Below are 23,036 nucleotides of genomic sequence, written 5' to 3'. Positions count from 1 at the left end.
CCTCAGAGGTCGTAGCTGCGCCCGCGCCAGACCGCCGGCCGGCGGCGCGGCCCGGCAAGGAGGGCGTTCCACTGGATCGCGAGGGTGAGGAGGACGCCCACCGGGTGCAACAGGACCGACATCCACGACGCACGGGTCCGATGGGCCGTGGCGCCCGCCGCCAGCCAGACGAGCGCCGCCGCCAGCGCCGCAACGCCGAAGGCGGTCCCGCCCGCGACGGGCAGGAGCAGGAACGGCAGGACGTGCCCCCCGCCCAGGAGGAGGGTCCAGACGGGCAGGGCGCGGGGCGTGGCCATCCCCTCGCGGGCGTTCTTGGAGAAGCCGGCCCAGAGGTCCCGCCAGCTCGAATACATCCGGCAGGTGGCGAGGCCCGAGAGGTCGCAGAGGTCCGTCCCGAAGCCCGCCGTCCGCACGGCGCGCGCGAGGCGGAGGCCGTCATGGATCGTGCCGCGCATCCCGGCATGGCCGCCGCTCGCGTCGTAGGCGGCGCGCGTGACGAGGAGGACCTGCCCGATGGCGGCGGCGAAGCGCGGGTCCGTGGGGTTCGCGCGGGCCATCGGCAGCGGCAGGTAGCCCAGCAGGACCACGAGGATCTGCGGGATGGCGATCCTCTCGCCCAGCGTGACCGTGACCTGGCGGGGGACCCCGCTGACGAGGCCCCGCCCTTGCGCGAAGGCGGCGAGGCGGGCGACGGCCTCGGGTTCCAGCCGCACGTCGGCGTCGTGGAAGAGGAGGAGCGGGTGGGAGGCGGCGAGCGAGAGCTGCCAGCAGGCGTGCTGCTTGCCGATCCAGCCGGGAGGGAGCGGCGCGCCGGGGATCAGCCTCACCCGGGGGTCGTGGGCGGCGACGGCCCGCACGATCCCCGCCGTGCGGTCGGTCGAGCCGTCGTCGAGCACCACCACCTCGATCTCCGCGCCGGTGGAGGCGAGGGCGCAGGCCAGCGCCGGGCCGATGTTGGCCTCCTCGTCGCGGGCGGGGATCAGGACGGAGACCCGGGGCGGGACCGGCCCGGGCGGGGGCGGGGGCCGGTAGGCGCGGAGGTTGGCGAAGGTCATCCCGGCGTAGAGCGACGCCAGCAGCAGCGCGAGGACCGACAGCGCCAGCGTCACGGCCGCTCCGCCATGTGGTCGGGGGCGTGCCTCTCGCCCCGGGCCAGGGCCTTGAGCCGCTGCCAAGTCCCATAGACCCCGCCGACGCCCCTCTTGCCTGCCAGGAGGTTCTCGAAGGCCGAGGGGTCGCGGGCCTGCGACAGGGCCGCGAGCCGGTCGGCGGTCCCGGTCAGCGCCGCTTCCAGCCTCTCGCTCCAGGCGGCGGGCGTCCCGCCCTCCCGCGCGTCCAGCGGCGTTCCGAAGGCGGCCAGCGCCTCGGGGCGCTTCTCGCTCCAGAACGGGTATTCGAGCGCGAGGGGCAGGGCGACCGCCTCGGGCATCCGCGCCAGGAGGTGCGCCACGCCGGGGCGCAGGCCCAGCGGCCTCTCGCGCGGGTCCACGAAGCGGCCCTGCGGCGTGACCCAGAGCACGCGGTCCGGGTCGGCGAGGAGGGCCTGCGAGGTGGACAGGAACCGCGCCGCCCCCCGGGGGCCGTCCTCCAACCCGAAGAGGCCGATGCGGCGGAAGAAGCCGTAGCGCTCCAGCATGGCGGCCTTCATCGGGGCATAGCCCTCGCGGTCCGGGAACAGGCGCGCATGGAGCACGATGCAGAAGGCCGGGTCCCACCAGGAGGGATGGGTCGCGCAGACGATGACCGGCCGGCCCTCGGGCAGGTCGGGCAGGCCCGGCCGGGCCAGTCGCACGGCGTGGAATCCCCGCGCCATGTCCCGCGCCATGACGGCGCCGAAGAACCGGACCATCCCCGGGTGGCGCAGCGCGACAGGGTCCCTGGGCTTCATTGCGCGGCGACGGGAGGCGCGTTCGCGGTCGCGTCCTTGTGGAGCGCGTCGGCCGCGATCCAGCCGGACATGAGCGCCATCGGCATCCCCGGCCCCGGATGCGCCGAGCCGCCCGCGAGGTAGAGCCCCCGCACCTGCCGCGAGCGGTTCCCCGGCTTGAAGGCCCCCAGCACCCTGCCGTGGGAGGCCAGCCCGTAGATCGCCCCGTTCAGCACCCTGTAGCGGTCGTGGATGTCCTGCGGCGTGAGCGTCCGCTCGACCACGATGCGCTCCTCGATGTCGTCCATCCCCGCCGTCCGCCTGAGCTTGTCGAGGATGGTGCGGCGATAGGCCGGCAGCATCCTCGACCAGTCGTGCCGGTCGCGGAGATAGGGGGTGTGGACGAGGACGTAAAGCGCCTCGCCCCCTTCGGGCGCGACCCCGGGCTCGGTCCGGGCCGGGGCGGCGACGTAGGCCGTCGGGTCGGGCGCGGGCTCGCCCTGGTCGTAGATCGCACCGAACTCCTCCTCGGGGCTTCGCGAGAAGACGAAGTTGTGGTGGGCGAGGTGGTCGTAGGCCTTCCGCAGCCCGAGGTAGAGCACCACGCCCGAGCAGGCGGCCTCGCGCTTGCGACCGCGCTGGAAGGCCTCCCAGACCGAGCCGCCGATCAGCTCGCGGTAGGTCCGCACCGAGTCCATGTTGGAGACGATCCGGTCGAAGGCGAACCTGTCGCCATGGGAGGTCACGACGGCCTTGGCGCGCCCGTCCTCGGTGTGGATGCGCGTCACGTCCACGCCCGGGCGGAACTCCACCCCCAGCTCCTCGGCCAGACGCGTCAGCGCCACCGGCACGGCGCGGGTGCCGCCCATGGGATACCAGACGCCCTCGCCCAATTGCATCTGCGCGATGCCGCAGAGCACGGCGGGCGCGCCGAGGGGGCTGCTGCCGACGTACTGGATGAAGTGCTCCAGCATCTGCCGCACGCGCGGATCGGCGATGTTGCGCTTGATCTGGCCCGCGACGGTGCGGTGCATCCGCAGCGACAGCACGTCCGACAGCGTGGCGAGGCTCATGTTGGCCTTGAGGTCCATCGTGTCCCTCAGGTCCTCGACGGACTTCCAGAAGAAGAAGCGGTCGGAGACCGAGGCCAGCCGGCGTGCCACCGCCATGAAGTCGTCGAAGCCCTGGCCGTCGCGAGGCGAGAGCGCCCCGATGGCCTCGCGCGACCGCACGGGGTCGTCGCGCAGGTCGAGCACGGTGCCGTCGTCGTAGAAGCACCGCCACTGCGGGTCGAGCCGAACCAGGGTCAGGTAGTCCGAGAGGTTCCGCCCGGCCTCGGCGAAGATGCGCTCCAGCACGCGGGGCATGGTCAGGATCGTCGGCCCCATGTCGAAGCGGAAGCCCTGCTCCTCCAGCACGGCCGCCTTGCCGCCGAGCCAGGGGTTCTTCTCGAAGAGCGTGACCCTGTGCCCGCGCGCGGCCAGCGTGCAGGCCGCCGCCAGCCCCCCGAGCCCGCCGCCGATGATCCCCACCGTCGTCATTCCGCCGCCTCCGCCATCGCGCCCCGCGGCACCGCCGAGGCGTCCAGTCCCAGGTCCCGCGCCAGCAGCCTCGCGCTGATCCGGGCGCTCTCGAAAATCGTGGGCAGCCCGCTCCCCGGATGGGTGCCGCCGCCGGTCAGGTAGACGCCATCGAGGTCCTCGAAGCGGTTGTGGGGCCGGTTGTGGAGCATCTGGCCGAGGTTGTGCGACAGGTTGAAGGTCGCGCCCAGATGGATGCCCATGGCCTCCCAGTCGCGAGGGGTCAGCATCCGCTCCGTCCGGATGTGGGGCCGCAGGTCGCGGCCCACGAAGCGCGCCAGCCGGTCGAGCGTGAGCTCCCGGTAGGCGGGCGCCAGCGTCGTCCAGTCCGTCCCTCCCGAGAGGTTGCCCACCGGCACGAGGACGTAGAGCGCCGAGTGCCCGGGCGGCGCGAGGCTCGGGTCGGTCACGCTCGCGTTCTGGACGTAGAGCGAGGGATCGGAGGGCGCGAGGCCCTCCTCGATCTCGCGGATGTTGCGGTCGTAGTCGCGCGACAGGCCGATCGTGTGGTGGGCGAGGCCCTCGATCCGCGTGTCGAGACCGAGGTAGAGCATGAAGGTCGAGCAGGAGAAGCTCTTGGCGTCGATCCTCTCGTCCGTCCAGCGGCGGCGCAACCGGTTCGGGACCATGCGCCTCATGGCATGGGCGAAGTCGGCGTTCACCACGACGGCGTCGGCCGCGTAGGTCGCGCGATCCGTCCGCACCCCGGTCGCGCGGCGGCCCTCGAAGAGCATCTCCTCGACGGGCTCGCTCAGGCGGATGTCCACGCCCATGTCGCCCAGCACGCGGGCCATGGCCTTGGGGATCGCGTTGCAGCCGCCCAGCGGGTGCCAGACCCCGTGCGCGTACTCGATATGCGCGAGGATCGTGAAGAGCGACGGGCACTTGAAGGGGGACATGCCCAGGTACTTGCTCTGGAACGAGAAGGCGAGGCGCACGAGGGGGTTCCTGAACCACCTCGACAGGTCCTGGTCCACCGTCGCGAAGGGCCGGAGAAGGGGCAGGGACCGGACCATCGCCGGGTCCGCGAAGGCCCCGAGGTTCAGGAAGGGCTTCTGGAGGATCGGCTTGAAGGCCTCGAACTTGCGGAGGTTGTCGGCGAAGTAGGGCTCCACTCCCGCCGCGTCCGCCGGATCGATCCTGGCGACCTCCGCCTTCAGCCGGTCCATGTCGGCGGAGGCGTCGAAGCTGCCGCCACCTTCGAAGAGGAGGCGGTACATCGGGTCGAGCCGCACCATCGGCACCTCGGCCTCCAGGTCGCGCCCCGTCGCGGCGAAGACCTCGCGCAGGACCTCGGGGTAGAGGAAGAAGGTCGGGCCGGTGTCGAAGACGTAGCCGTCCTGCTCGATGGAGGCGGTGCGGCCGCCGACCCGGTCGCCGCGCTCCAGCACCGTGACCTCGGCCCCCGCCGCGCGGGCCAGCATGGCGGCCGCGAGGCCTCCCGGTCCCGCGCCGATCACCACGACCTTGCGCCCGCCGGGCGTCCTGCGTCCAGGCCTCACGGAATGGCCCCCTTCGGCTGCGGCCCCGTCGCGCCCCTCGTCAAGGCGACCCCGATCGCGGTGGACCGCCGGACGATCCCGGCCCTCGGGTCCCCCGTCCCGGGGCGGCGGAGCGCGACCGAGGCCGCCAGCACCGCCCAAGCGCTTTTCATTTGCCAAATCATCGTCGGGTCCCATCTGCTCGGAGGGAAAACGCTCCCCCGAGCCCCGCTGGATGGAACTAAGTCGCGATGCGCGCCCGTCATCAGGAAAATTCCGTCGCGGAGCGGGCCGCCTCATGACGACGGGCGAGAACTTCCCGGTGGGCTCGCTGCTGATCCGTCGCGACCTGCGGGAGGTGGTGGTCGCCTTCTACCGGTTCGCTCGCGCCGCCGACGACGTGGCCGACGCGCCGGACCTCCCGCCCGGGGAGAAGCTCCGCCGTCTCGACCGCTTCGAGGCCGGGGTCGACGGGGACCGGGAGGGCGCGCCCGAGGGCCTCGCGCTTCACGCCCTGGCCCGGCCCGAGCCCGCGCGCCACGCCCGCCGACTGCTGAGGGCCTTCCGGTGGGACGCCCGGGGCGGCGGCTGCGCGACCTGGGCCGACCTCCTCGCCTATTGCGAGGACTCCGCCAACCCGGTGGGGCGCTTCCTCCTCGACCTGCACGACGAGGGCGGGAGAGCCTGCGGGGCGAGCGACGCGCTCTGCACGGCGCTCCAGGTCCTGAACCATCTCCAGGACCTCGGGGCCGACCATCTCCGGCTGCGGCGCCATTACCTGCCGGCCGAGTGGCTGACCGAGGAGGGAGCGACCCTCGGCGACCTCGGAGGCCCGGCCCTGACCCCCGCGCTGCGGCGCGCGGTGGGCCGGGCGCTGGACCGCTGCGACGCGCTCCTCGACGAGGCGGGGGCGCTGCCCAGGGCGCTGGCCTCCCGGCGGCTGGCGGGGGAGGCCGCCACGGTGCTCTGGCTCGCCCGGCGACTCTCGGCGCGGCTCCGGGCGGGCGACCCGCTGGCGGGGCGCGTGGCCCCGTCGCGGCTGGACTTCGCCCGCGCGGGCCTCTGGGGACTCGGGACAACGCTCGCCCCCTGGCCCCTCCCCGGCGCGGACCGCCGCCTGCGCGGGGGGGACGCGTGACCGCCCTTCCCGCCGCCTTCGCGCCCGTCCCCACCCAGGAGGTCCGCCGGATCGTCGAGACCGCGGGCTCCTCCTTCGCCGCGGGCATGAGGCTCCTGCCGCGCCGCCGACGCGAGGCGATCTTCGCCGTCTACGCCTTCTGCCGCGTCGTGGACGACATCGCCGACGGCCACGCGCCCGCGTCCGAGAAGCGCGAGGCCCTGGCCGCCTGGGCGCGGGAGATCGACGGGGTCTTCCTGCGCCTGCCCCGGACCGCCGTGGGCGAGGAGCTCCTTCGCGCCATCGAGCGCTACGACCTTCCCCGGCGCGAGTTCGACATGATCCTCGAAGGGATGCGCATGGACGCGGAGGGCATGGTCGCGCCCGATCCCGTGCGGCTGGAACGCTACGTGCGTTGCGTCGCGGGAGCCGTGGGGCTCCTCTCCATGCGGGTCTTCGGCGACTGGCGGGGGGATGCCTCGCGGCGCTTCGCCCTGTCGCTCGCCCGGGGGATGCAGCTCACCAACATCCTGCGCGACGTGGAGGAGGACGCCTGCCTGGGCCGTCTCTACCTCCCCGCGCCGATCCTCGAGGCGGCGGGCGTGCCGCCCGATCCCCATGTCGCCTGGAGCCATCCCGCGCTCCCCGAGGCGCGGCGGCAGCTCGGGCGCGTCGCGCGCCTCCAGTATGGCCGCGCCCGGGCGGCGCGGGCGGGGCACCGCTGGCACCGCATCCTTCCCGCCCTGGTGATGATGGGCCCCTACGAGCGGCTGCTCTCGGAGATGGAGGCCGACTGGACGCGCCCGCCCGCCTCCCGCCCCGGCTGGCGCAAGGCCGCGGACGGACTCGCCTGCGCGGCCGGAGGGCTCGCCTGGCGGTGAGGGGCCATGTCCATGTGATCGGGGCGGGCCTCGCCGGGCTGGCGGCGGCGCTCGACCTGAGCGGGGCGGGGCTCCGCGTGACGGTCCACGAGGGCTCGGCCAAGGCGGGCGGGCGGTGCCGGAGCTACCATGACGCGGTGCTGGACCGGCGCATCGACAACGGCAACCACCTGATCCTCTCGGGAAACGTCGCCGTGCTGGGCCACGCCCGGCGGATCGGCGCGGCGGATCGGCTCCTGACCCTGCCCGAGGCGGCCTTTCCCTTCGCCGACCTCGCCGACGGGCGGCGCTGGACGGTGCGGGTGCCGCGCACGCCGCTGGGGGCCATGCGCCCGGACACGAGGCCCCCCGGCGCGAGGCCCGCCGCCGCGCTGGGCGGGGTGGTGGCGCTCCTCGCCGCCGGACGGGAGCGGACCGTGGCCGAGGCCGTGCGCGACCGGGGGCCCATGTGGCGCACCTTCTGGGAGCCGATGGCGACCGCCGTCCTCAACATGCCGCCCGAGCGGGGCTCGGCGGCGCTGCTCCGCGCGGCTCTGCTGCGGAGCTTCCTGCGGGGCGCGGGCGCCTGCCGCCCCGTCCTCGCGCCCGAGGGCCTCGGCGCCGCGCTGGTCGACCCGGCCCTGGAGCGGCTGCGGGAGAGGGGGGTCGATCTGCGCCTGCGCTCCTCCCTCGTGGGGATCGCCACGGCGGAGGGCCGGGCCGAGCGGCTGGCCTTCGGCGACGGGTCCGCCGTCGCGCTGGAGCCGGGGGACGCCGTGGTGCTGGCCCTTCCGCCCCCCGCCCTCGCGGAGGTCCTTCCCGACCTTCCGGGCCCCGCGCCGGGTCCCGCGATCCTGAACGCCCATTTCCGCGTCGCCCCCGAACTGGCCGCCGAGGCCCCGCCGATCCTGGGCCTCCTCGGCGCCCACGCCCAATGGCTGTTCCGGCGTGGCGACGTCCTGTCCGTCACCATCTCGGCCGCCGAGTCCTCGCCCGTCTGGGCCATGCCGCGCGACGGGGCCCTGTCCCTCCTCTGGTCCGAGGTCGCCCGCGCCCTCGACCTCGGCGCCGCGACCCCGCTGGCCCGGCGCCTCCTGCGCGAGAGGGCGGCGACCTTCGACCAGTCCCCGGCCGGCGTCGCGCTCCGCCCCGCCACGCGGACTCCCCTGCGGAACGTCGTGCTGGCGGGGGACCACGTGCGGACGGGCCTCCCCGCGACGCTGGAGGGGGCGGTGATCTCGGGCCGCCGCGCCGCGCGGGCGATCCTGGGCGGGTAGGGCGGCCTTGGGCCGCGTCGCGGAGCGGGCGTCAGGGCTCCGGGCGCAACTTCCCCTACCCCGCCGGGCGGCGACCCGGAGACAGGAATCACCATGGCACGGAAAGGTTAAGAAGTCGTTAAGCAGGGTGCGCTCCAGCGCGCCGGCCATCGCAGGCCGCGTCGTGGGAGGATGCGCCGACGCGTGCCCTACGCGACCGACCCCGACCCTTCCTGGAGCGCCGCCCGGCGCAGCGTCGGAAGGTCCCGCGAGCCCGTGCAGAAGCAGGCGACGCGCAACTGGGCGATCACCGTCTCGAAGTGCTCGACCACCGCCTCGGGCGACTGCGTGGCGGCCTCCAAGAGCCCCGAGGCCTGCCCCACGAGGTCGGCGCCCAGCCGGATCGCGCGGGCGGCGTCGAGCCCGTCCCGGATGCCGCCCGACCCGATCACCACGGCCTCCGGGCAGGCCGCGCGCACCTCCTCGATGGCCCGCGCGGTGGGGAGGCCCCAGTCCGCGAAGGCGCGCGCGACCGCCGCCTGCCGGGGCGTGAGCGCCCGCTCCGCCTCCACGGCGGCCCAGCTCGTGCCGCCGGCGCCCGCCACGTCGATGACCCCGACGCCCGCGTCCCAGAGCCGCCGCGCGACGGCTCCCGAGATGCCGGAGCCCACCTCCTTGGCGACCACCGGCACGGGCAGCGCCCGCGCCAGCGCCTCGATGCGGCCGAGGAGCCCCCGCCAGTCGCGGTCCCCCTCGGGCTGCACGGCCTCCTGCAGGGGGTTCAGGTGGATGATGAGCGCGTCCGCCCCGATCATCTCGACCGCCCGCCGCGCCTCCTCGGCGCCGAAGCCGGTGTTGAGCTGCGCCGCCCCGAAGTTCGCGAGCAGCGGCACGTCCGGCGCGAGCCGCCGCAGCTCCGTCCCCAGGCCCCCGGCCTCGCCCGCCTCGAGGGCCACGCGCTGCGAGCCCACGGCGAGCGGCAGCCCGAGCGCCGCGCAGGCCCGCGCGAGGTTGCGGTTGATCCCCGCCGCCCGCGCCGGGCCCCCGGTCATGGAGCTGACGAGCAGCGGCGCCGCGATCCGCCGGCCCAGGAAGGCCGTGGACAGGTCGATCTCGTCCATGTGGAGCTCGGGCAGGGCGACATGGGCAAAGACTATGTCCTCCAGCCCCGTGCGCGCCCCGCCGCGCCCGCGCCCGCCGAGCACGATGTCCAGATGCTGGTTCTTGCGGTCGCTGAGCAAGGGCGGTCCTCCGGGTCCCCGCCAGAGGTGGCGCGTCCCGGGGCCGGGGGCAAGCCGTCCCGTCAGCCGGGGCCGTCGCCCAGCGGCAGGGCGATGTCGCAGACGATCCCCTCGGGCCGGCGCCGGGTCTCCACCTCGGCGCCCAGGTTGTAGGCCAGCATCCGATCGAGGAGCTCGGTCCCGAAGCCGGGCGGGCCGGGCGGGCCGAGGGGGCGGGCGGCCCGCTCGCTCCAGCGCAGGCGCAGCCGGGGCGGGCCGTCCCCCTCGACCGACCAGGCCACCGTCACCGTCCCGGCGTCCCCGGCCAGGGCGCCGTGCTTGATGGCGTTGGTGGTGAGCTCGTGGAAGGCCAGGCCCAGCATCTCGGCCGCGCGCGACGGCAGGCGCAGGGGTGGTCCCGAGAAGGCGACCTGCCCCTTCGCCGTCGCGGCGGCCCGGAGCTCGTCCCGCAGCAGCGCCTCGAGGTCGAGCCCCGCGCCCGGGGCGCGCGTGACGGCGGCCTGCACGCGGGCCAGGGCCTCGATGCGGCCCTCCAGGTGCGAGACGTAGTCGTCGAGGTCCGTGGCGGCCTGCGCGCTCCGCCGCACGATGGAGCGGATCACCGCCAGGCTGTTGCGGACGCGGTGCTGCAGCTCGGCCATCAGCAGGCGCTGGCGGGCCTCGGCCGCCCTGGCCGCGGTCACGTCCTGCATGACGCCGATCATCCGCGCCGCCCGGCCATCCTCGCCGAAGAAGCTGCCCTTCGCCCGGGCCCAGCGCATCGCGCCCTGGCCGGGCAGGACGCGGAACTCGGCCTCGAAGGGCCCGCCCGCGTCGCGGGCCTGCCCGATGCGCGCCTCGACGGCCGGAAGGTCCTCGGGATGGACGCGGGCGGCCCAGGCCTCGTAGCTCGGCGTCACCTCGCCGGGGACGTAGCCGTAGAAGTGGAAGTAGGCCTCGGACCAGACGATCTCGCCCGTGACGAGGTTCCAGTCCCAGGTGCTCAGCTCCGCGACCCCGAGCGCCAGCCCCAGCCGCTCCTCGCTCTCGCGGCGCCGGTCCTCGGCCTCGTGGCGCGCCGTGACGTCCTCGGAGGCGCCGAGCCATTCCTCGATCCCGCCGTCCGGCCCCAGGATCGGAACCGCGCGGGAGCGGATCCAGGCGAGCCCTCCGTCGCTCCGCCGCGCCTGGTGCTCGAGGTCGAAGGGCGCCCCCGTCCGCACGGCCTCGGCGACCGCGCCGAGGACCAGCGGCCGCTGCCCGGGCGGGACGTAGCGGTCGATCCAGCCCGAGAGCGGCCCGGTCGCGTCCTCCAGCAGGCCGCCGCCCGACAGGCGGTGCATCACGGACCAGTCGGCGCTCATGCGGAAATGGGCGTGCCCCGTGGCGCCGAGCAGCGCCAGGGCGCGCCTCTCGGTCAGCCAGCCGGGAGGCGGCCCGGCGCTCACGCGGGGTGCTCGGCGCCCGGGCGCGCGGGGGCCGTCAGGAACCGCGCCAGGGCGTCCGCGTCGAAGGGCTTCTCCCAGTGCGGCGCGCCCTGGAAGCGCAGGGGCAGGATCGCCCGGTCGTAGCCCGTGGCGAAGACGAAGGGCACGCCCCTGGCCTCCAGCGCGTCGGCCACCTCGAGGCCGCCGTCGTGGGCCAGGGCCACGTCGAGCACCGCGAGGTCGATCCCCGGCTCGTCCTCGATGAGGCGCAGCGCGTCGTCGGAGCTGGCCGCCGGCCCCACCACGCGGGCGCCCTCGCGCCGGATCGCCACGGCGATGTCCTCCGCGATGAGCCAGTCGTCCTCGACCACCAGGATGACCCGGCCTCCCAGTCCGTCGCGCCTGCTCATGCAGCCTGTCTCCCCCGACAAGGATGTGCAACATATGTTATTGTGGGCAGGTCCGCTTCCGGTGAGGTTCGCGCCAGATGTCCGCTCCGGTCCAGCCCCCGTCCAACGCCCTGATCCGCAAGCTGGAGCATTACACCCGGCTGTCCGAGGAGGATCGGGCGGCCGCGCTGGGCCTCTGCGGGGAGCGGGTGCAGCGCTTCCGCGCCAAGGACGACCTCGTGCGCGAGGGCGAGGCGCCGCGCGTCGTGCGCATCGTGCTGGATGGCTGGGCCTGCCGCTACAAGTACCTGGAGGACGGCCGCCGGCAGGTGGTGGGGCTCTTCCTGCCGGGCGACATCTGCGACCTCAACGTCTTCCTGCTGCGCGAGATGGACCACTTCATCGGCGCCGTCACGTCGGTCGCCGTCGCCCAGGTCACCCGCGACGCCTTCGAGGCGCTGACGCTGGCGCATCCGCGCCTGCTCCAGGCGCTGTGGTGGGAGACGCTGGTGAACATGGCGATCCAGCGCGAATGGCTGATGAACCTCGGCAGCCGCACCGCCTTCGAGCGCATCGCCCACCTGATGTGCGAGCTCTACCTGCGCCTCGGCGCGGCCGGCCGGACCCAGGGGCTGAGCTGCGAATGGCCGCTGACCCAGGCCATGATCGCCGACATCACCGGCCTTTCGACCGTCCACGTGAACCGCACCTTCCAGGCGGTGCGCGAGGAGGGGCTGGTGGAGGTCCGCGACCGCGTGCTGACCATCCGCGACCTCGACGCCCTGATGCAGGCCGCGCTCTTCAGTCCCAACTACCTCCACCTCGGCCAGGAGGGGCGCCACCTCGACGCCAACGACGGCGCCGAGGCGGCCCTGACCGGCCGGGGCTGAGGCCGCGGCCCTCATGGCCCCGCCTCGCCCGCCAGCACCGCCAGGGCCGCCCGCGCCCGGCTGAGCCGGCTCTTGATCGTGCCCACCGAGCAGCCGCAGACCTCGGCCGCCTCCTCGTAGCCCAGGCCCAGCACGGGGACCAGGATCAGGATCTCGCGGTGCGCGGGGGACAGGTCGTGCAGCAGCCGGCCCATCGTCTCCCGGGCCCAGAGGCCCGTCCCCTGCAGCGCGGGCGTCACCACCCCCGCCTCGATGGCCTCGGGGCCGGGCAGGGTCTCGCGCCGGGACCGCCGCCAGCCGGTGTTGAACGCGTTGCGCATGATCGTGAACAGCCAGGCCTTGAGGTTGCTGCCCTCCCGGAACCGCGCCCGCGCGGCGAGCGCCCGCAGGATCGTGTCCTGCACGAGGTCCTCGGCGTCGCTCTCCTGCCGCGCCAGCCGCCGCGCGAAGGCGCAGAGCGCCGGTCGCAGCGCCAGGACCTCCTGCTCGAAGCGCGCCATGGCGCTCGCCTCGTCCTCGGTCAGGCTGCACTTGGGATGGAAGGTCACGGATCGATCCTCCGAGGCACGGACCCGCGACGGGCCCCCTGGTCCCAAGAGCCACAGATCGGTTCGCCGCGCCTTAACCTATGCAACCTTGCCGTGCGCTTCCGTCGGATTAGGCTCAGGTCGGTCCACAGCGGGAGAGGGGCGACCGCCATGATCTGTTCGAGCCGGAAGCTGCCCGTCGAGGCCGCTGCCGAGAAGCGCCGCATCCTCCTCGCGCGCGGGCTGTTCCGCCATCTGGCGGGGCGGGTGCCCGACGCGGCCCGGGGGCGGCGGCTCGAGGCACGCCTCAACGACGCTTGGCTCTGCCTGCAGCTTGCCCGGGTGGCCGACGATCCCGCCCTGGCCCTGGCCCAGCGCCAGGCCTGGGCCAGCCTCCTGGGCGAGGTGCTGGACGCGGCCGAGCCCTGCGGCTCGCCGAAAGGTGAGCGCGCGGGCCGAACCGCGGCGCGGCCCGCGGCGTTGGACCGCGTGGCGTAGACGGGCCGCGGCGCCCGGAAGGAGCGGCATGGCGACCAAGTCCCCGGAATCCCCCTGCATCCTGGTGGTCGAGGACGAATACCTCCTGGCCGACGACCTGCGCCGCGACCTGGAGGCCGCCGGCGCGCGGGTGCTGGGTCCCGTGGCCTCCGTGCCCGAGGCGCTGGAGCTGATCGAGGAGGCCGGGAGGGTGGACGCGGCGATCCTCGACGTGAACCTCGCGGGCCGGATGGTGTTCCCGGTGGCCGAGGTCCTGTCGCGCCGGGGGGTGCCCTTCGTCTTCGCCACCGGCTACGAGCGCTGGGCCCTGCCGGAGGCCTTCGCCCGGGTGCCCCGCTGCGACAAGCCGCTCGACGCGGACGAGGTCCTGCGGACGCTGGACCTCGGGGGGCTGGTCCCGGCGCGCTGAGCCGCCGGGGCCTTACCGGGCGCCGGCCCGTGGCGCCCCCAGGGGGATCAGGCGGCGACCTCGTAGCCCACCTCCGCCAGAAGGCGGCGCAGCTCGGCGTTGCCCTTGGCCGAGGTCGGCAGCGGCGGCGCGGTCTTCGGGTCCTGCTCGGCCTCGACGACGAACCAGCCCTCGTAGCCGTGATCCGCGAGCTTGCGGAGGATGGCCCGGAAGTCGAGGCTGCCGTCGCCCGGCACCGTGAAGGCGCCCTTCACCACGGCGTCGAGGAAGGACTCCCGCGACCGGTCGAGGCCGTCGACGACCTCCCGGCGGATGTCCTTGGTGTGGACGTGGCTGATGCGAGCGTGGTGCCTGTCGATCACCCGCAGCACGTCGCCCCCGGCCATCGCCATGTGGCCCGCGTCGTAGAGGAGCGGGATGCCCTCGCCCGAATGGGCCATGAAGAGGTCGAGCTCGGGCTCGGTCTCCACCACCGCCGCCATGTGGTGGTGATAGGCGAGCGGCATCCCCTGCTCGGCGCACCACTCCCCGAAGGCGGTCATGTTGCGGGCGTAGGTCCGCATCTCGTCCTCGGAGAGTCGCGGCTTCTGCGCCAGCGGCCGGGAGCGGTCGCCCTGGATGGACCGCGCGACCTCGCCATAGACGATGCAGGGCGCCTTGGCGGCGATGAAGAGGTCCATCTGCGCCCGGATGCGGTCCTTGTTCTCCTCGAGGTCGCCGTTCAGGACCGTCCCCGAGAACCACCCGCCGCAGACAGAGATGCCGTGGCGGTCGAGGACCGGCCCCAGTTCCCGGATGTCCATTGGGAAGCGTCGGCCCGTCTCCATCCCGGTGTAGCCGGCCTCCGAGGCCTGCCGCAGGCATTCCTCGAGGCTCACGTCGTCCGACAGTTCCGGGAGGTCGTCGTTCCACCAGCAGATGGGCGAGATGCCGAGACGGGCTTTCATCCTTCGTTAATCCTTCTGTGCGATGGTGGACGGGCCAGACGATTCGGGGCTGCCGACCCCGACGCCGCCCTTTGACCCGTGTTGGACCGCCGAATCCAGCGAAACGCGTCAAAGACCTCAGGCGGCGCGCCCTCGTCGGCGCCACGGGATAGGTGCGTCCCGCGACATGCCGCGCGCCCTCTCCGGGGCGCCTCCCGTCCATGCCGCCGCTCGCCGTCGCTGGCCGGTCCTCCGCGCCCGGCCCATGCCGTCCGGCGTTCCACGGGGGCATGGCCGCGTCCGGGGACCCCCTCGCGCCGCGTTGACACCGCCCGGGTCCGCCCCGATGACTTCGCGACGAGGCAGCGGGACGGGAGGCCGCTATGGGACAGGCAGGAACGATCGGGCGGACGGCGGGCCGGGGGAGGTCGGCATGACCCATCCCCGCGACCTCTGGGCGCAAGGGCGGCCCGTCCTCAACGCCTGGCTCGGCATCGGCAACCCGTTCACCGCCGAGATCATGGCGGCGCAGGGCTACGACGCGGTGACCATCGACGTGCAGCACGGCGCGCTCGACTACTCCGACGCCCTGCCGATGCTCCAGGCCATGCGCGCCTCGGGCGTCTTTCCGATGGCCCGGGCGCCCTGGCGCGAGCCCGGCATCGTCATGAAGCTTCTCGACGCGGGCGCCATGGGGATCATCTGCCCGATGGTCTCCACGCCCGAGCAGGCCGCCGAGTTCGCCTCGTTCCTGCGCTATCCCCCGCGGGGCGCCCGCAGCTTCGGCCCGACGCGGGTCGGCGTGGCCCACGGCCTCGCCAACTATTCGCGCGAGGCCAACGACCTCGTCCTCGGCCTCGCCATGATCGAGACCGCCGAGGGGATGGCCAACCTCGACGCCATCGCCGCCACGCCTGGCATCGACGCGCTCTACATCGGCCCCTCGGACCTCTCGATCTCGCTCTCGAACGGCCGGCTCGACCCCGGCATGGACCGCGAGGAGCCCGAGATGATCGACGCCATCAAGGAGATCCGCGCGAGCGCCCACCGCGCCGGGATCAAGGCCTGCCTCCACTGCGCCTCGGCCGACTACGCGGCGCGCGGCGTCTCCTGGGGCTTCGACCTCGTCACCGTCTCGGCCGACTCGCGCCTCCTCGCGCAGGCCGCGAGCGCCTCGGTCGCGCGGTTCCGGGATCTGGCGGGGCAGGGGGGCACGGCCCCGCGGACGGACGCCAGGCAGGGCTACTAGCTCCCCGGGCCTGACGCATTTGACGAAGAACGCGGGCCCCCGTCTTGCGCTCGCCGCCGGCTCCGCTACCCCACGGCGCGCCGCCTCGGGGAGGGCGGCCATCAAGGACGGGGACATGAGATGACCAAACCTCTGCTGCGCGTCGGGCTGATCGGCTCGGGTTTCATGGGCAAGGCCCACGCCTTCGCCTACGGCACGGCGGCCAAGGTCTTCGACCTGCCCTTCGCGGTGGAGCTGCACACGCTGGCGGACGCCAACCCGGAGCTGGCCCGGACGGCCGCAGAGGCCCTGGGCTTCGCCCGCGCGACCGCCGACTGGCGGGCGATGGTGGCCAGCCCCGAGATCGACGTGGTCCACGTCACCGCGCCGAACGCCCTGCACAAGGAGATGGCGCTCGCCGCCATCGCCGCCGGCAAGCACGTGCACTGCGAGAAGCCCCTGGCCCCGCGCGCCCAGGACGCCCGCGAGATGGCCGAGGCCGCCGAGGCCAGGGGCGTGAAGACGCAGATGGGCTTCAACTACCTGTGCAACCCCATGCTGGCGCTCGCGCGCGAGATGATCCAGGCCGGCGAGCTGGGCGAGATCCGCTCGTATCGGGGCATCCACGCCGAGGACTACATGACGGATGCCTCGGCCCCCTTCTCGTTCCGCAACGACCCCGTGGGCGGCGGTGTGATGGCGGACCTGGGCTCCCACGCGCTCGCGACCGCCGAATTCCTCCTCGGCCCCATCGCGCGCGTCATGGGCGACGCCGTGACGGCCATCGCGGAGCGCCCCGACGGCCAGGGCGGGCGCAGGCCCGTGGAGACCGACGACGTGGCCCGCGCCTTCCTGCGCTTCGAGAGCGGCGCCTCCGGCTCCATCGAGGCCTCGTGGATCGCCATGGGCCGAAAGATGCAGCACGACGTCGAGGTCTACGGGAGCAAGGGCGCGCTCCTGTTCACCCAGGAGCGCTTCAACGAGCTGCACTTCTACTCCGCCGAGGACCCGAAGGGCCGTCGCGGCTTCCGGTGCATCGAGGCCGGGCCCGACCATCCGCCCTACGGCCGCTTCTGCGTGGCGCCCGGCCACCAGCTCGGCTTCAACGACCTCAAGGCCATCGAGATGGCGGGCTTCCTCGACGCCCTCGCCGGCCGCGCGCCCGAGCCCTTCAGCTTCCGCCAGGGCCTCCGCATCCAGGGCCTCGTCGAAACCGTCCTCGCCTCGGCCCGCGAGGAGCGGTGGAGGGACGCCTAGGCCAGCGCCGGAGCGACACTCCCGAGCGGCGGGAACCGGTCGGCGCCAAGGCCGTTCGGCCGGGATCGGGAAAGGACGCGGGATGGCCGGGACGGAGATGCTGGAAGGCTTCGAGACCGTGCTGGTGCTGAGCGGCGGCAACGCGCTCGGCGCCTATCACCTGGGCGTCTGCGAGGCCCTGCTCCCGGCCGCCGAGCCGGGCTGGATCGTCGGATGCTCCATCGGGGCCGTGACCGGCGCGATCCTGCTCGGGAATCCCGCCGAGGGCCGGCTGGCCCGCCTGCGGGAGTTCTGGTCGGAGGTCGGTATCCACGACAGGCCCTGGGCGCGGCTCATGCCCATGCCCCTCCGGGCGCGCTGGAGCAACGGGCTCGGGCTCAACGCGCTCCTGGCCGGGCGCAGGGGCGTCACCGCCCCGCGCTTCCCGGGCTTGCTCTCGCTGCTGCCGGGGATGCCGCCGGACGTCTCGCTCCAGGACCACCGCCCGCTCGCCGCCCTCCTCGATAGGCTGGTGGACTGGGATCGCCTGAACGCCTCGCCCATCCGCTTCTCGTTCCTGGCCATCGACCTCGAACGCGGGGAGGAGGTCTGGTGGGACAACCGCCGCGACCGCGTCACGGCCCGGCACGTCCTGGCCAGCACGGCCCTGCCGCCGCTCCTCCCGCCGGTGGAGCTGGACGGGCGCTGGCACTGGGACGGCGGCCTGGGCAACAACCTGCCCGTGGATCACGTCCTCCGGGAGCCGTCCCCGCGCCCCCTGCTGGTGATCGCCTCGGACCTCTACGCGCCGGAGGGGGAGCGCCCCGGCAGCCTCGACGGCGCCGCGCTTCGCGCGCAGGACCTGGGCTTCGCCCTCCAGGCGCGAACCCGCATCGGGGCGATGGCGCGCGAAAGGGAGCTCCTGCGGCGGGCCGAGCCCGAGACGCCGCCGGCGATCCTCGTCCATCTGGTCCATCGCCCGTCGGCCCACCAGCGGGCGCTCAAGGCGCTCGACTTCTCCGGCACGGCGGTCGAGGAGCGGGTCGCGCAGGGCCGGAGCGACATGGAGACGGCGCTGCGCCTCCTGCCCGCGACGCCCCGGGACGAGCCTCTCGCGGTCGTGACCGTGCCGCCGGCGTGACTCCGCCCGCGCCGCCCAAGGGCCAGGAACATTCGGCCGGCGATCCTGTTGGGTGGCCTTACGCATGTGAGGGAGTTCCCCGAATGGATCGCAGACAACTCCTCGCCGGTGGCGCCGCCATCGCGAGCCTCCTGCCCGCCGCCCAGGCCCTCCGGGCCCAGGAGGCCACCCAGGCCCAGGGCGACGCCGCCGTGACGATCGAGGCGGCCAAGGTCCCCGCGCTCGAGGGCGGCGCCTTCCTGATGCAGTCGAGCCTGCTCGCGCAGCAGAAGGGCCAGAGCAGCAACGTGAAGGCCTTCGCCGACCTCGAGGTGGCCGAGCAGCAGGCCGTCGCCCGCGCCTTCGGGGCCGAGGGGGCCCAGGTTCCGCTGCGCGAGGACCACGCGGCGCTTCTGCAGCAGCTCCAGGCGGCCGAGGGCGCCGCCTTCGACGCGGCCTACCTCGACGCGCAGATCGCGGGTCACGAGGAGGCGCGCCCGATCCATGCGGACTACGCCGAGAGCGGCCAGGACCCGATGGCGCGTGGCGCCTCGATGGTCGGCGTGACCGGGATCGACAGCCATCTCGTGATGCTGAGGAGCTTCCGGCAGCAGGTCGAGGGCTGAGGTCCTCCGGCGCCCCCGCCTGCGGGGCGCCCTCCCGCGCCTTAGTCTTCGAGGTTGCGGAGGTGGTGCGCGATGGCGTCTTCGACGTCGTCGTAGTAGAAGAGCTTGCCGCCCTCGATCACGGCGCCCGCCTGGCAGAGCTCCCGCACCTGCCCGAGGGAGTGGCTCACGAAGAGCACGCCGGCCTGCGAGATCTTCTCCTGGAAGACGGCCTGCGACTTGCGCTTGAAGCGCGCGTCGCCCACGGCCGTGACCTCGTCGATGAGGTAGGTGTCGAAGCTGATCCCCATGGAGACCCCGAAGGCCAGGCGCGCCTTCATCCCCGAGGAATAGGACCGCACCGGCAGGTGGAAGCTCGGACCGAGCTCGGCGAAGTCCTCGACGTAGGCGATGAGGTCGTCGCTGTCGACGCCGTAGATGCGGGCCACGAAGCGGGTGTTCTGGGCGCCCGTCATGTCCGGGTGGAAGGACCCCGAATAGCCCACCGGGAAGGAGATCTGGCCGTCGGTCAGGATCTCGCCCGAGGTGACGTCCAGCGTGCCCGAGATGAGGTTCATCAGGGTGCTCTTGCCCGCGCCGTTGCGGCCCAGGAGGCCCACGGCCACGTTGGACGGGAAGACCGCGTTGATGTTCCGCAGCACGGTCTTGCGCTGGCCTTCGAGGACGAAGGTCTTGGTCAGGTTGCGAAGCACGATCATCGCGGTGCCCCTTGGCCCCGGTCCGGCTAGTCGCCCAGGTTCACGGTCTGGTTGGCGATGCCGAGCGAGTTGCCGAGGACCGACAGGATCGTCTGGGTCGAGGTCAGGCGGCTCTCGGTGGCGTAGACGAGGTCCCCGGACAGGATTGGGAACTGCCCCGCCGAGAACAGCCCGTCCGCCGAGGTGAGGTCGAGGGTGAAGACCACCCGCTCGTGCGAGGGGCCAGTGTCGTCGGTCCGCACCGCCGAGGAGGGGTAGTCGCGCAGCACCAGGATGCCCTTGGGGTTGGCGCGGGCGTCGTTCACGCCCCCCATGATGGACAGGGCGTCGATGGCGGTGATCTCGTCGCGGGGGAAGGGCTGCACGGATTCGTTGCCCGCAGCCCCAGTGACAGGAAGTAGCGCTCGTCCGGCTGGACGATGACCTTGTCGCCGGGCCTGAGCGTGGTGTCGAGCGCGGGGTTGTCGTAGAGACGGTCGATCGAGGTGCCGTAGATCGCGTCGCCCCGGATCAGGCGGATCTGCGGGTTGTTCATGTTGGGCGGCACGCCGCCCCTCGGCGATGAGCGACAGGACGGTGTAGCTCTGGTCGGGCATGGGGTAGGAACCGGGCTTGGCCACACCCCCCCACCAGCGACACCATGCTGCCCAGGCTCTGGGTGAGCTCGAGCTGGACCTGCACCGAGGGGCTGACCGAGGTGAGCTTCTCCTGGATGGTCTCGCGGGCGTGGCTGGGGCTCATGCCGGCGACGCGGACGTTGCCCACGTAGGGGATGAACACCTCGCCCGTGGAGGACACCGTCAGCGCCTCGAGCCGGGTGGCCCGGTCGCCCGGTTGGTGAGGAGGGAGTTCTCCTCGGAGCTCCAGAGCATCACCTGGAGGACGTCGCCCGGGGCGATGATGCGGTTCGCGGGCCCGTCCTCGTGGCCGATCCAGCCCAGGTCGTCGTCCTCGTCGGGCTGGGGCCAGGAGGCGAAGCGCAGGAGCGCGTCGCGGGTCACGGGCTCCACCGCGAAGTCGGGCGCGACCTCCTCCGAGGAGCCGTTGCTGGCGCGCAGGATCTCGGATTCGAAGGCCGCGCCGCGCGGCAGCCCGCCGCACCCGCCAAAGCCAGGCAGAGCGCCGCCCCAGGCCCGTGCTGAACGTGATCCTCGTCATGCGGTCCCCCGACACACCTGGCTTCCCGCGTCGCGACGGACGCGCGCGGGTTCTGCCTTCCCATACCGGCTGCGCGGCGGGCCGAAAACCCGTCCCATGAAGGGGAGCGCGGAAAATCGCATCACGAATCACCCCTGGCTCTCAGGTCCAACGGCCCATGGCGATCACGTCGAGCGTAGCCGACACCCGCGCGCCCGCGCTGTCCAGCACGGAGAGCGCCACCGACGTCGCGCCCTTGGCGGTGTGGCGCGGGAACAGCGGCGCGGGCGTGGCGCCCCCGACCCCCATCGTCACCACGAGCCCCGCGGCGGAGGCGAAGGGCTGTGGAAAGGTCCAGACCGTCTCGCCGGTGGCGGAGGTCGTGAGCGTGTGCCAGCAGGTCTGGGTGCCGTCCTGGCCGCGCAGGACGCGGCCGCTGGCGCCCGAGTCGCTCTGGGCGACCGAGCCGCAGGTCCAGGCGCTCCAGGCGCCACCCGTGCGGGCGCGGCCGTGGGTCTGGCCGGGGGTGACGTTGGGGGCGGACCCGGCCTCGACCACGAGGAGCTGCGTCTCGCCCAGGGAGGCGCCGCGCCGGGCGTGGAGGAGGGCGCCGCGCAGCACGCCTGCGGGCCCGCCCGAGCTGCCGGCGGCGGTGTCGTAGGCGTAGAGGCCGGGGACGAGGCTGGCGGTCGCGTCGCCCACGGCGGGCAGGGGGCCGCCCAGCCCGTAGGCGCCGGCGGTCAGGAGGCGGCCGGGCGTGGCGTCGGTGGGCGAGGCCTGCACCGCCGCGCCGGCGAGGGGGCCGTCGAGGACCGCGCCCTGCGGCAGGGTCACGACGCCGCTCGCGCGGGAGACCCGCAGCGCCTCGGTCCAGGCGGTCCCGTCCGAGACCCTGAGGGCGAAGTCGAGCCCGCCCGCGAGCCCCATCTCGGCATGGCCGGTCCAGCCGGACTGGAAGAGCAGGCTCGCCGTGTCGGAGGCGGCGGCCTTGTTCACCTTGAGCTGGTGGCCCGCCCCGGCATGGGTGAGGAGCGTGGCCTCCGAAGCGACGGCGAGGCGGTTGACCTCGTCCGAGGCGGTGCCGACCCCGAGGCCGGGGAGGTTCTGGAGGGCGGGGACGCAGGGCAGCCAGACGCCGCCCGAGAGGACGCGCAGGGCCCGCGTCGCGGCGTCCCAGGCGAGCCAGCCCTCGGCGGGCGCGATGAACTGCCAGCCGGTGCCGTCCCAGAGGGCGAGGCGGCCGTCCTGCCCGGCCCAGTCGCCCTGCGCGCCCGCGCCGATGGCGATCACGTCGCCGGGAAGGACGTCGGAGGGAGGCAGGGTCAGGTCGAAGTCCTGGATGCGGAGCTGCACGACCGCGTCGAGGAGCTGGAGCGCCTCGTTGTGGGTGACGTGCTTCTGGGCCTGGGCGGGCTGGAGATAGGGCAGGGCGAGGCGGGGCGAGGTCGAGGGCATGGTTCGGGGTCCTTGGGTTGACTGATGCCCCCATGATTCGCACCAAAAGGTTAACGAATTCTGAGACCAACGAGCGTTGCGTCGCCCCCTGACGCCGCGCTTGCATCCCGGGCGGTCCCGAAGCAGTATGGCGCGCCCGCGCGGGCGGCGTTCCCTGCCTCGAGTTCCGGCCTCCATGACCATCCTCCCCGACAGCCCCCAGCTCCGCTCCGTTCACCAGCAGGTGCCCTTCGCGACGACCCGCGTCGTGGTGGCGCTGATGCTGCGCGAGATGGCGACCACCTACGGGCGCAAGCCCGGCGGCTATGTCTGGGTGGTGGTGGAGCCCATCGCCGGCATCGCCATCATGAGCTGGCTCTTCATGGCCATCGGCCTCAGGAGCCCATCGCTCGGGACCAACTTCCCGATCTTCTACGCGACCGGGCTCCTGCCCTACAGCACCTTCCTGATCGTGAGCCAGAGGGTGTCGCAGTCCCTCAAGTTCTCTGGCCGGCTGCTGGACTACCCGCGGGTCACGGTGATGGACACGCTGATGGCGCGATACCTCCTGAACCTGCTCACGCAGGTGCTGGTGGCCTACCTGGTGATCGGGGGATCGTCATCTTCTACGACACGGGGACCCAGCTCGTGCTGTCGCACATCGTCCTGGGCTTCGCCATGGCGGCGGCCCTGGCCCTCGGGATCGGGCTGCTGAACTGCTTCCTGATCTCCATGTTCCAGATGTGGGGCACCCTCTGGAACGTCGTCACCCGACCGCTCCTGCTGCTGTCCGGGGTCATGCTGATGGTCGACAGCCTGCCGCCGCAGTGGCGCGACGTGCTGCTGTGGAACCCGCTCGTCCATGTCGTCGCGGAGACGCGCACCGGGTTCTACCACGGCTACGATCCGTCCTACGTCTCCCCCGTCTACGTCTTCGGGGTATCGCTGGTGACGGGGACCGTGGGGCTCCTGTTCCTGTGGCGCTTCCACCGCTACATCCTGGAGAACTGAGCGGAAGGAGGGCGGGAGGTCCTTCGGCCCAGGAGGGGCGCCCGCCTGGAAAGCGACGGACGGCGGCCCCTCTCGGATGCCGCCGCCCGTTGCCGTCGT

The 23,036-nt window shown here is 73.6% G+C and carries 27 protein-coding genes; 12 read left to right on the top strand and 15 right to left on the bottom strand.

Annotation, left to right across the window (positions count from 1 at the left end; all coding sequences use genetic code 11):
- Positions 1–2: 2 nt before the first annotated feature.
- The 4 genes from RUMESO_RS05645 to crtI are packed head-to-tail and all read right to left on the bottom strand — an operon-like array spanning position 3 to position 4,949.
- Complete coding sequence (locus tag RUMESO_RS05645) at positions 3–1,109, bottom strand: glycosyltransferase family 2 protein (protein WP_037278760.1); 1,107 nt, start codon at positions 1,107–1,109, stop codon at positions 3–5.
- Positions 1,106–1,888, bottom strand: a complete 783-nt coding sequence (locus RUMESO_RS05640) for a lysophospholipid acyltransferase family protein (RefSeq protein ID WP_051521062.1) — start codon at positions 1,886–1,888, stop codon at positions 1,106–1,108. The genes RUMESO_RS05645 and RUMESO_RS05640 overlap by 4 nt, the downstream gene beginning before the upstream one ends.
- The gene (locus RUMESO_RS05635; RefSeq protein WP_037278758.1) at positions 1,885–3,408 is read right to left on the bottom strand and encodes a phytoene desaturase family protein; all 1,524 of its coding nucleotides are present in this window, start codon (positions 3,406–3,408) and stop codon (positions 1,885–1,887) included. Before RUMESO_RS05635 ends, RUMESO_RS05640 begins: the two co-directional genes overlap by 4 nt.
- The gene (gene crtI / locus RUMESO_RS05630) at positions 3,405–4,949 is read right to left on the bottom strand and encodes a phytoene desaturase family protein (RefSeq protein ID WP_037278757.1); all 1,545 of its coding nucleotides are present in this window, start codon (positions 4,947–4,949) and stop codon (positions 3,405–3,407) included. The genes RUMESO_RS05635 and crtI overlap by 4 nt, the downstream gene beginning before the upstream one ends.
- Before the next feature lie 277 nt (positions 4,950–5,226).
- Between crtI and RUMESO_RS05625 the strand changes: the two genes are divergently transcribed.
- The 3 genes from RUMESO_RS05625 to hpnE are packed head-to-tail and all read left to right on the top strand — an operon-like array spanning position 5,227 to position 8,182.
- Positions 5,227–6,066: a squalene/phytoene synthase family protein gene (locus tag RUMESO_RS05625; protein ID WP_169791135.1), complete on the top strand. Its 840-nt coding sequence runs from the start codon at positions 5,227–5,229 to the stop codon at positions 6,064–6,066.
- The gene (locus RUMESO_RS05620; protein ID WP_051521061.1) at positions 6,063–6,926 is read left to right on the top strand and encodes a squalene/phytoene synthase family protein; all 864 of its coding nucleotides are present in this window, start codon (positions 6,063–6,065) and stop codon (positions 6,924–6,926) included. The genes RUMESO_RS05625 and RUMESO_RS05620 overlap by 4 nt, the downstream gene beginning before the upstream one ends.
- Positions 6,923–8,182, top strand: coding sequence for a hydroxysqualene dehydroxylase HpnE (gene hpnE, locus RUMESO_RS05615; protein ID WP_037278753.1), 1,260 nt, complete (start codon positions 6,923–6,925; stop codon positions 8,180–8,182). Before RUMESO_RS05620 ends, hpnE begins: the two co-directional genes overlap by 4 nt.
- Positions 8,183–8,370: 188 nt before the next feature.
- On the opposite strand, the gene fni is transcribed toward hpnE, so the two are convergent.
- From fni to RUMESO_RS05600, 3 genes are all read right to left on the bottom strand, one after another.
- Positions 8,371–9,402 (bottom strand): type 2 isopentenyl-diphosphate Delta-isomerase, encoded by a 1,032-nt coding sequence (fni, locus tag RUMESO_RS05610; protein ID WP_037278752.1) that lies wholly within the window; start codon positions 9,400–9,402, stop codon positions 8,371–8,373.
- Positions 9,403–9,464: 62 nt separating this feature from the next.
- The gene (locus tag RUMESO_RS05605; RefSeq protein WP_051521060.1) at positions 9,465–10,829 is read right to left on the bottom strand and encodes a sensor histidine kinase; all 1,365 of its coding nucleotides are present in this window, start codon (positions 10,827–10,829) and stop codon (positions 9,465–9,467) included.
- Positions 10,826–11,218: a response regulator gene (locus tag RUMESO_RS05600; protein WP_037278750.1), complete on the bottom strand. Its 393-nt coding sequence runs from the start codon at positions 11,216–11,218 to the stop codon at positions 10,826–10,828. Before RUMESO_RS05600 ends, RUMESO_RS05605 begins: the two co-directional genes overlap by 4 nt.
- Before the next feature lie 77 nt (positions 11,219–11,295).
- Between RUMESO_RS05600 and RUMESO_RS05595 the strand changes: the two genes are divergently transcribed.
- Positions 11,296–12,087 carry a Crp/Fnr family transcriptional regulator gene (locus RUMESO_RS05595; RefSeq protein ID WP_037278749.1) on the top strand — a complete coding sequence of 264 codons (792 nt, stop codon included), beginning with the start codon at positions 11,296–11,298 and terminating at the stop codon, positions 12,085–12,087.
- 11 nt (positions 12,088–12,098) lie between these two features.
- On the opposite strand, the gene RUMESO_RS05590 is transcribed toward RUMESO_RS05595, so the two are convergent.
- Positions 12,099–12,635: a sigma-70 family RNA polymerase sigma factor gene (locus tag RUMESO_RS05590; protein ID WP_211262792.1), complete on the bottom strand. Its 537-nt coding sequence runs from the start codon at positions 12,633–12,635 to the stop codon at positions 12,099–12,101.
- A 150-nt stretch (positions 12,636–12,785) separates the two neighbouring features.
- Between RUMESO_RS05590 and RUMESO_RS24935 the strand changes: the two genes are divergently transcribed.
- Positions 12,786–13,112: a hypothetical protein gene (locus tag RUMESO_RS24935; protein ID WP_037278747.1), complete on the top strand. Its 327-nt coding sequence runs from the start codon at positions 12,786–12,788 to the stop codon at positions 13,110–13,112.
- A 28-nt stretch (positions 13,113–13,140) separates the two neighbouring features.
- Positions 13,141–13,521: a response regulator gene (locus RUMESO_RS05580; protein WP_037278744.1), complete on the top strand. Its 381-nt coding sequence runs from the start codon at positions 13,141–13,143 to the stop codon at positions 13,519–13,521.
- Positions 13,522–13,568: 47 nt separating this feature from the next.
- Here RUMESO_RS05580 and iolE read toward each other — a convergent pair whose 3' ends face one another.
- Complete coding sequence (gene iolE, locus RUMESO_RS05575; RefSeq protein ID WP_037278743.1) at positions 13,569–14,468, bottom strand: myo-inosose-2 dehydratase; 900 nt, start codon at positions 14,466–14,468, stop codon at positions 13,569–13,571.
- A 412-nt stretch (positions 14,469–14,880) separates the two neighbouring features.
- On the opposite strand from iolE, the gene RUMESO_RS05570 reads away from it, so the two are divergent.
- The 4 genes from RUMESO_RS05570 to RUMESO_RS05555 all read left to right on the top strand — a co-directional run bounded on the left by RUMESO_RS05570 (position 14,881) and on the right by RUMESO_RS05555 (position 18,657).
- Positions 14,881–15,696, top strand: a complete 816-nt coding sequence (locus RUMESO_RS05570) for an HpcH/HpaI aldolase family protein (RefSeq protein ID WP_037278741.1) — start codon at positions 14,881–14,883, stop codon at positions 15,694–15,696.
- 120 nt (positions 15,697–15,816) lie between these two features.
- Positions 15,817–16,932, top strand: coding sequence for a Gfo/Idh/MocA family protein (locus RUMESO_RS05565; protein WP_037278739.1), 1,116 nt, complete (start codon positions 15,817–15,819; stop codon positions 16,930–16,932).
- 82 nt (positions 16,933–17,014) lie between these two features.
- Positions 17,015–18,052, top strand: coding sequence for a patatin-like phospholipase family protein (locus RUMESO_RS05560; RefSeq protein ID WP_051521059.1), 1,038 nt, complete (start codon positions 17,015–17,017; stop codon positions 18,050–18,052).
- A gap of 83 nt (positions 18,053–18,135) precedes the next feature.
- Positions 18,136–18,657 (top strand): DUF4142 domain-containing protein, encoded by a 522-nt coding sequence (locus RUMESO_RS05555; protein ID WP_051521058.1) that lies wholly within the window; start codon positions 18,136–18,138, stop codon positions 18,655–18,657.
- Positions 18,658–18,698: 41 nt separating this feature from the next.
- Here RUMESO_RS05555 and RUMESO_RS05550 read toward each other — a convergent pair whose 3' ends face one another.
- From RUMESO_RS05550 to RUMESO_RS27705, 6 genes are all read right to left on the bottom strand, one after another.
- Positions 18,699–19,355 (bottom strand): ABC transporter ATP-binding protein, encoded by a 657-nt coding sequence (locus RUMESO_RS05550; RefSeq protein WP_037278738.1) that lies wholly within the window; start codon positions 19,353–19,355, stop codon positions 18,699–18,701.
- 26 nt (positions 19,356–19,381) lie between these two features.
- Positions 19,382–19,720 carry a hypothetical protein gene (locus RUMESO_RS26885; RefSeq protein ID WP_245639163.1) on the bottom strand — a complete coding sequence of 113 codons (339 nt, stop codon included), beginning with the start codon at positions 19,718–19,720 and terminating at the stop codon, positions 19,382–19,384.
- Positions 19,657–19,902 carry a hypothetical protein gene (locus RUMESO_RS26880; RefSeq protein WP_245639162.1) on the bottom strand — a complete coding sequence of 82 codons (246 nt, stop codon included), beginning with the start codon at positions 19,900–19,902 and terminating at the stop codon, positions 19,657–19,659. Before RUMESO_RS26880 ends, RUMESO_RS26885 begins: the two co-directional genes overlap by 64 nt.
- Positions 19,887–20,153, bottom strand: a complete 267-nt coding sequence (locus RUMESO_RS26875; RefSeq protein ID WP_245639161.1) for a polysaccharide biosynthesis/export family protein — start codon at positions 20,151–20,153, stop codon at positions 19,887–19,889. The genes RUMESO_RS26880 and RUMESO_RS26875 overlap by 16 nt, the downstream gene beginning before the upstream one ends.
- A 2-nt stretch (positions 20,154–20,155) precedes the next feature.
- Complete coding sequence (locus RUMESO_RS26870) at positions 20,156–20,356, bottom strand: hypothetical protein (protein ID WP_245639160.1); 201 nt, start codon at positions 20,354–20,356, stop codon at positions 20,156–20,158.
- A gap of 298 nt (positions 20,357–20,654) precedes the next feature.
- Positions 20,655–21,947 (bottom strand): DUF2793 domain-containing protein, encoded by a 1,293-nt coding sequence (locus tag RUMESO_RS27705; RefSeq protein WP_037278737.1) that lies wholly within the window; start codon positions 21,945–21,947, stop codon positions 20,655–20,657.
- A gap of 175 nt (positions 21,948–22,122) precedes the next feature.
- Here RUMESO_RS27705 and RUMESO_RS26855 point away from each other — a divergent pair, with 175 nt between their 5' ends.
- Together RUMESO_RS26855 and RUMESO_RS26850 are read left to right on the top strand one after the other, a co-directional pair.
- The gene (locus tag RUMESO_RS26855; protein ID WP_245639159.1) at positions 22,123–22,641 is read left to right on the top strand and encodes an ABC transporter permease; all 519 of its coding nucleotides are present in this window, start codon (positions 22,123–22,125) and stop codon (positions 22,639–22,641) included.
- Entirely contained in the window at positions 22,575–22,937 is a 363-nt protein-coding gene (locus tag RUMESO_RS26850; protein WP_245639158.1) for an ABC transporter permease, read from the top strand. Before RUMESO_RS26855 ends, RUMESO_RS26850 begins: the two co-directional genes overlap by 67 nt.
- Positions 22,938–23,036 lie beyond the last annotated feature (99 nt).

Source organism: Rubellimicrobium mesophilum DSM 19309, assembly GCF_000600335.2.
Lineage (GTDB): Bacteria > Pseudomonadota > Alphaproteobacteria > Rhodobacterales > Rhodobacteraceae > Rubellimicrobium > Rubellimicrobium mesophilum.
The sequence above is the reverse complement of the archived record's forward strand: the minus strand, read 5'-3'. Positions and strand labels throughout refer to the sequence as shown.